General features: G+C 73.8%; 1 protein-coding gene. It reads left to right on the top strand.

Annotation, left to right across the window (positions count from 1 at the left end; translation table 11 throughout):
• The coding region (locus GT354_RS21620; protein ID WP_272923863.1) for an enolase C-terminal domain-like protein at nt 1–373 on the top strand (373 nt) is incomplete at its 5' end.
• Nucleotides 374–560 lie beyond the last annotated feature (187 nt).

Genomic DNA, 560 nt, shown 5'->3' with positions numbered 1-560 from the left:
CGAGGACGCCGCCGCCGCGATCACCCTGGGCGCCGCGTCGATCGTCAACATCAAGCCCGGCCGGGTCGGCGGCTACCTGGAGGCCAAGGCCATCCACGACCTGTGCGTCGCCCACGGCGTCCCCGTGTGGTGCGGCGGCATGCTGGAGACCGGCCTCGGCCGCGCCGCCAACATCGCCCTCGCCGCACTGCCCGGATTCACCCTCCCGGGCGACACGTCCGCGTCCCGCCGCTACTTCGAGACCGACATCACCGAGCCGTTCGTGCTCGCCGACGGCCGACTCGACGTACCCACCGGCCCCGGCATCGGCATCGACCCGCGGATGGACGTGCTCGACGCGGTCACGACGTCACGCGAGTGGATCAAGCTCTGAGCAACCCGGCGGCGCCGTGGCGGGTCTCGATTGTCCGCGATCGTCAATGGTCGTCGCTGATCGTCACCGATCTCGACCGGCCGGCACCTCGGTTCGGTGCCGGCCGGCCTCCCCGGTCGACGACCTGCGGCCGGTCGGCGGGGCGCGCTCGGGTGTCGTCGGGCGGTGCCGCCCGCCGGTGCCGCCC

It is taken from the genome of Streptomyces sp. SID3343 (assembly GCF_009865215.1).
Classification (GTDB): domain Bacteria; phylum Actinomycetota; class Actinomycetes; order Streptomycetales; family Streptomycetaceae; genus Embleya.
Note: the sequence above shows the minus strand (reverse complement) of the source record. Positions and strands in the feature narration are given on the sequence as shown.